At 68.2% G+C, this 6,003-nt stretch carries 6 protein-coding genes; 4 read left to right on the top strand and 2 right to left on the bottom strand.

Annotated elements, in window-relative coordinates; translation table 11 throughout:
• On the bottom strand, nucleotides 1-465 hold the full coding sequence (locus JHC79_RS17950) for a DUF2599 domain-containing protein (RefSeq protein WP_296393337.1): 465 nt from the start codon (nucleotides 463-465) through the stop codon (nucleotides 1-3).
• A gap of 50 nt (nucleotides 466-515) precedes the next feature.
• Between JHC79_RS17950 and JHC79_RS17945 the strand changes: the two genes are divergently transcribed.
• A complete protein-coding gene (locus JHC79_RS17945) occupies nucleotides 516-1,340 on the top strand; it encodes an alpha/beta hydrolase (RefSeq protein ID WP_296393335.1) in 825 nt (274 codons plus the stop codon).
• Here JHC79_RS17945 and JHC79_RS17940 read toward each other — a convergent pair.
• Complete coding sequence (locus JHC79_RS17940) at nucleotides 1,299-2,834, bottom strand: carboxylesterase/lipase family protein (protein ID WP_296393333.1); 1,536 nt, start codon at nucleotides 2,832-2,834, stop codon at nucleotides 1,299-1,301. The two genes, JHC79_RS17945 and JHC79_RS17940, sit on opposite strands and share 42 nt — an antisense overlap.
• 33 nt (nucleotides 2,835-2,867) lie before the next feature.
• Here JHC79_RS17940 and JHC79_RS17935 point away from each other — a divergent pair, with 33 nt between their 5' ends.
• The 3 genes from JHC79_RS17935 (at nucleotide 2,868) to JHC79_RS17925 (ending at nucleotide 5,811) form a co-directional block, all read left to right on the top strand.
• Nucleotides 2,868-3,635 carry a 5-oxoprolinase subunit PxpA gene (locus tag JHC79_RS17935; protein WP_296393331.1) on the top strand — a complete coding sequence of 256 codons (768 nt, stop codon included), beginning with the start codon at nucleotides 2,868-2,870 and terminating at the stop codon, nucleotides 3,633-3,635.
• 21 nt (nucleotides 3,636-3,656) lie between these two features.
• Nucleotides 3,657-5,213: an AMP-binding protein gene (locus JHC79_RS17930; RefSeq protein ID WP_296393329.1), complete on the top strand. Its 1,557-nt coding sequence runs from the start codon at nucleotides 3,657-3,659 to the stop codon at nucleotides 5,211-5,213.
• Between the two features lie 175 nt (nucleotides 5,214-5,388).
• Complete coding sequence (locus JHC79_RS17925) at nucleotides 5,389-5,811, top strand: hypothetical protein (protein WP_296393327.1); 423 nt, start codon at nucleotides 5,389-5,391, stop codon at nucleotides 5,809-5,811.
• Nucleotides 5,812-6,003: the final 192 nt, after the last annotated feature.

The raw sequence follows: 6,003 nt of genomic DNA, 5'->3' as shown, positions 1-6,003 counted from the left end.
CTACTCCTCGGCGCCGCCGGGGTTGCACCGTGCGTCGACCATCTCCTGGTCGGTGACGACGGGCCGCCAGGGCTCGAGGTTCCAGCTCGGTTTGTCCGGCTGCAGGACACGCGCGAAGGTCCAGTGGCACTGGAATTGCATCTCCATGCCGGGAGAGTCGGCGGTCGCGTCGGCGGCGACCACCTCCTTCCACGCCACGTCCTCGTCGCCGGCCCCCTGCGCGCGACGACCCGAGGCGGTCGGGACCACCTGGAGACTCCGTCCGAGCGGGGTCTCGACCCACGTCGTCCGCTCGATGAACGGCGGCAGAGCCGCCGGCACCGACGACGTGATGACCTCCGGTGGCGCAGATGGCGAGCTGGAGACGACCGTCGGGGCGGGCACCGATTCGCCGCAGCCCGCGAGCAGCGCGGCCACGATGACCAGGAACGCCGCGGGCACCGTGTGGCGGCGATTCGCTATCAATTGAGCCTCGTTCTTCCCTCATGGGGTGGCCGGTCTGCAACCATTGGGCCATGTCGAGCCCACTGTCGTCCGACGATACGCACGACGCGTTCGGACCGATCGACGGTGGCACGTACGTCCTCGTCGACGGGCACCCCATCTGGCATTTCGTCGACGGCGACGGCGCCCCGGTGGTGCTGTTGCACGGCGCGTTCGCGGGTGCGTCGTCGTGGGGTGCGCAGATCCCGGCCCTGCTCGCGGCCGGGTGGAAGGTGTACGCGCCGGAGCGCCGGGGACACGGCCACAGCCCGGACACCCCCGAGGTGTTCTCGTACTCGGAGATGGCCGCCGAGACCATCGGCTACCTCGACGCGACGTTCGGGTCCGGTGTCCGACTGGTCGGGTGGAGTGACGGCGCGGTGGTCGCACTGCTCGTCGCCCTACGCCGACCCGACCTCGTCGACCGAATGGTGCTGCTCGGCCAGTACTACAACAGCTCCGGACGGGTCGCCGGTCCCGACACCATCGTCAACTCGTTCGTCGGTGGCGACTCGAGCGAGGCCATCGGCTTCCTGCGCGCCGAATACGACTCGGTGTCACCGGACGGCCCGGAGCACTTCGCCGAGATCTACCGCAAGACCGTGGCGATGATCGCCGTCGAACCGGAGATCGACCTCGCGACGCTGACCGGTATCGACGTGCCGACGCTGGTCGTCCAGGGCGACCGCGACGAGGTGACGGTCGAGCACAGTCTCGCGGTCGTCGACGCGCTGGCCAACGCGCGACTCGCGGTCCTGCCCGGCACCCACATCCTGCCGCTGGAATCGCCGGACGTGTTCAACCCCGTGCTGCTGTCATTCCTGGCCGGGGACGCCCCCGCCCAGTGGGACCTCTGAGTATCCGCGGAATCCCTCCCAAGCGAGCCGACGATCACGGGACGGATCCCGTTCGGTGCGGATCGGATCGTCGATGACCCGGACCACGCGGTCGTCGGCGGTGTAGCGGTCCCACCCGGGCTTGGGTGCGCCCGTATGGGCGAACGCCACCCAGTCGCCCTGCACCTGCCGGGTCACCCGACGCGCCGCTCGACGATCGCCCGCGAGCGTGAGCGCCGACCCGATCCGGGTGTCGAACGCACCGAACACCGCGAGCAGCTCAGTCGCGTGGGTGGCCCCGAAACCCGTCCAGTCGAGGATGCGCGTCGCGTAGTCATAGCGGTACATGTACGTCGGCGCATGCGCGCCGTGGCCCTGCGCGATCTGCACCGACGGCGCCCAGAAGATCATGTCCCCGGCGATCTCCCGGCACGCCTGTGCCGACGGGTATCCGTCGTAGACGCCGGTCACCCGGGTCTTGACCTCGGGATCGGTTGCGACGAAGAGCCGTTCGATCGCCTTCGGACTCGTCGGCAACACGTCGAAGACCTTCGCGAACAGGTTGGCCTCGACCCGGTTGCTGCCGATGATCAGCGGCACCGGATGGGTCCGGCCGCTCCGCGCGGCCTCGATCGGGTCGATCGGGAGGTAGTCGCCGTCGACGCTCGGGCCGTACGGCAGCGCGCCGGGCGCGATGTCGGAGATACGGCGGGTCAGGGACTGCCCGGCCCGACCGAGTTGCCCCGGGGTGGCGGTGTGCAACGCGGCCACCGGATCGTCGTGGGTCTCACGGAGGATCTCGACGTAGGTCTTGGCGAACTCCTGCGCCCAGTCGTTCGGCACGGTCAGCGCCGGCGCGGAACTCTGGGCGATGGCCTTCGCGAAGAGCCCCTCCGCGGCCGGCGTCGCCAGCAGCGTGGTGACGGCATTGCCACCCGCGCTCTCGCCGAAGATCGTGACGTTGTCGGGGTCGCCGCCGAACGCGGCGATGTTGCGGTGCACCCACTCGAGCGCGGCGACCTGATCGCGCAACCCGAGGTTGTTGTCGAAGGTCCGCGTCTCGCTGGAGAAGCCACTGAGGTCCAGGTAGCCCAGCGGGCCGAGCCGGTAGTTGATGGAGACGTAGACGACGCCGCCCGCACGGACCAGCGAGTCACCGCGGTAGACCAGCGACGATCCGAGGATGTAGGCGCCGCCGTGGATGAACACCATCACCGGGAGCGGTCCGGACCGTTCGGCGGGGGCGACGACGTTCAGGGTGAGGCAGTCCTCGCTGACCGGCTGGTGCTTGCCGATGCCGATGGTCGTGTACCGCGGGTGCTGCGGCGCCGCGTTGCGGAAGCTGTGGCAGTTCCGCACGCCCGACCAGCCGAGGGCGGGTTGCGGGGCACGGAACCGTCGTTCCCCCATCGGCGGCGCGGCGTAGGGGATGCCGCGCCAGCTGTGCAGTCCGGCGTGCGACACCCCTTCGACGATGCCGTCGGCAATGGTCACGCGTGTGTTCGATCCACTCATCTACCCGAGGGTAGTGGCCCTACGCTGAAGGCCATGCCGACGCTCCGGATCGACCTCAACGCCGACCTCGGCGAGGGCTACGGCGTATGGCGTCTCGGTGACGACGCCGCCGTTCTCGACGTGGTCACCAGCGCCAACGTGGCGTGCGGGTTCCACGCGGGTGATCCCGCGGGGCTGCGGCGCACATGTGCCGACGCCGTCGCGGCGGGCGCCCGGATCGGGGCGCAGGTGTCCTACCCCGACCGCGTGGGGTTCGGCCGCCGGTTCGTCGATGTCGCGGCCGACGACCTCACCGCCGACGTCGTCTATCAGATCGGTGCACTCGACGGGATCGCCCGATCGGTCGGTGGCCGGGTTGAGTACGTCAAACCGCATGGCGCGCTGTACAACTCGATCGTCACCCATGAGGAGCAGGCGGGGGCGGTGGTGGCTGCCCTGGTGGCCCTCGGCGGCGATCTCCCGTTGCTCGGACTACCCGACTCGGCCTCGCTGCGACGTGCCGCGGCGGCCGGGATCCGCACCGTCGCCGAGGCGTTCGCCGATCGCGCCTACCTCGCCGACGGTTCACTCATGCCCCGCGGACGCACCGGCGCGGTCATCACCGACACCGCCGAGATCTGCGCCCGGGCGGTTCGGATGGTCCACGACCACGAGGTCGTCGCCGACGACGGGTCCGTCGTGGCGGTGACGCCCGCATCGATCTGTCTGCACGGGGACACACCGGGCGCGGTCGAGCACGCACGCGCGGTCGCCTCGGCGCTGCGGGATGCGGGCGCCGAGATCGCCGCGTTCGTCGGCTGAGGAGGCCGTAGGGTCGAGACCATGTCAGGTCTCGACACCCAGCTCACCCCGTTGCGTTTCCTCGACCGTGCCGCCGAGGTACACCCCGAGGCCATCGGCATCGTCGACGGCGACCGCCGGTTGACCAACGCAGAGTTCGCCGCGGCCGCGCAACAACTGGCCGGGGCGCTGCGCGACTGGGGGATCTCACCCGGCGACCGGGTCGCCTACCTGGCCACCAATCGCGCCGAGTTGCTCATCGCCCACTACGGCGTGCCGCTGGCCGGCGGGGTGCTGGTCGCGATCAACACGAGGTTGTCACCGGACGAGGTCGCCTACATCTGCGAGCACTCCGGCTCCTCGTTGCTGCTGGGCGACGCCGACCTGCTCGACGCACTCGGCGACGTGGAGCCACCGGTGCGCGAGGTCATCTCGCTCGACGACATCGAGGAGTTCACCGCCCGAGGCGGCGACGGATTCATTCCGTGGGAAGTCGCCGACGAGACCGCAACCATCACGATCAACTACACCTCCGGGACCACCGGACGCCCCAAGGGCGTGATGTACACCCACCGCGGCGCCTACCTGAATGCACTCAGCGAGGTCATCCATCAGGGCTTCGACCACGCGACCCGCTATCTGTGGACGCTGCCGATGTTCCACTGCAACGGGTGGTGCACCACCTGGGCGGTGACCGCGGTGTCCGGTCGTCACGTCTGCCTGCCCGCCGTGCGGGGAGCCGAGATCTGGCGACTCATCGACACCGAGGGCATCGATCACATGTGTGGCGCGCCCACCGTGTTGTCGACGCTGGCGTCGGCACCCGAGGCCCATCAGCTCGACGGGCCGCTCACCGTCGTCACCGCCGGCGCCCCGCCCAGTCCGACCGTGGTCGGCCAGATCCGCTCTCTCGGCGCAACTCTGGTGCACGTCTACGGTCTCACCGAGACGTACGGCCCGTACTCGATCTGCGAGCCCCAGGACGGGTGGGGCGAGTTGAGTTCCGACGACCTCGATGTGGTGATGGCACGGCAGGGCGTCGGCATGGTCACCGCGGACCCGCTGCGCGTGGTCCGTTCCGAGCCCGCTGCCGACGGATCACTGGTCGATGTCGCACCCGACGGCGTCGAGATGGGTGAGATCGTGATGCGCGGGAACTGCGTGATGAAGGGCTATCTCGACGACGAGAAATCGACCGCAGAGGCGTTCGCCGGCGGATGGTTCCACAGCGGCGATCTCGGGGTGATGCTCCCGGACGGTTACGTGAAGCTGCTCGACCGGGCCAAGGACGTCGTCATCTCGGGCGGCGAGAACATCTCAACGATCGAGGTGGAGCAGGCGTTGGCGAGCCACCCCGCCGTCGCCGATGTGGTGGTGATCGGTGTGGCCGACGACAAATGGGGCGAACGCCCCAAGGCGTTCGTTGTCCTCGCCGACGGCGCCGAGGTCGAACCCGACGAGTTGACCGCGCACGTCAAGACCCTGATCGCGTCGTTCAAGGCGCCGCGCGACATCGAGTTCACCGACGCCATCCCGCGTACCTCGACCGGCAAGGTGCGCAAGAACGAGCTGCGCGACGCGGAGCGTTCTCAGAGGTGATCGAGTCTGTATCGCCGGCGAGGTGGTACGACGCACTCAATCGGGCCATCCCGGCCATCTGCGCGGGATCGATCCCGATCCAGACATGCTGGCCATTGCACGAACACGATCAGACATCGAGTGGACGCTGGGCACTGCGGCCGACGTCGCCGCCGGCCAATGGGATCTGGTCACGATGACCGGTCACGCATTCCAGACGCTGGTGACCGATGACGAACTCACGAGATCGCTCGGTGCGATTCGGGGTGCACTCATATCTGGGGGCCGATTCGCTTTCGAGACACGAAATCCCGGTGCCGAGGCCTGGACTCACTGGAACGGGGAAGAGACTGTGTCGGGCGCCGATGATGAGCTGGTGACCCTCAACCGACGCGTCACCGAGGTGGCCAACGGCACGGTGACTTTCGAAGAGAGATTCACAGCCGACGCCATGGACGCGACGGTGTCGACGACACTACGGTTTCTGGACAGCGCCGAGTTGGCGAGCGTTCTCACGTCCTCAGGTTTCGTGGTGGAAACCCAGTTCGGCAACTGGGATCGTTCGCCTCTGAACGACGACAGCCTGGAGATCATCACGATCGCCACCTTGATCGCATGAACTTTGCTATGGCGCAATGGTATTCACTAAGATAAATCATATCGCCTGGTTGACGCCGACCCCTCCGATCGAATACAATCGAACATACGTTCGACTCAACGGCTCGGGGGAAACGATGGGTGACACGCAGGGGAAGGCAGCGGTTGCGCTGCAATCGTTCCTGCGGTCACTCGCCGAACAGGCACCCGCGGA

Origin of the sequence: Williamsia sp., from assembly GCF_016462415.1 — a bacterium.
In the GTDB taxonomy this organism is placed as follows: domain Bacteria; phylum Actinomycetota; class Actinomycetes; order Mycobacteriales; family Mycobacteriaceae; genus Williamsia_A.
This window is presented reverse-complemented; position numbering and strand designations above follow the sequence as displayed.

Coding starts and splice junctions, on each gene's coding strand:
- JHC79_RS17945 (WP_296393335.1), top strand. CDS start 516: ATGTCGAGCCCACTGTCGTCCGACGATACGCACGACGCGTTCGGACCG.
- JHC79_RS17940 (WP_296393333.1), bottom strand. CDS start 2,834: ATGAGTGGATCGAACACACGCGTGACCATTGCCGACGGCATCGTCGAA.
- JHC79_RS17935 (WP_296393331.1), top strand. CDS start 2,868: ATGCCGACGCTCCGGATCGACCTCAACGCCGACCTCGGCGAGGGCTAC.
- JHC79_RS17930 (WP_296393329.1), top strand. CDS start 3,657: ATGTCAGGTCTCGACACCCAGCTCACCCCGTTGCGTTTCCTCGACCGT.
- JHC79_RS17925 (WP_296393327.1), top strand. CDS start 5,389: ATGACCGGTCACGCATTCCAGACGCTGGTGACCGATGACGAACTCACG.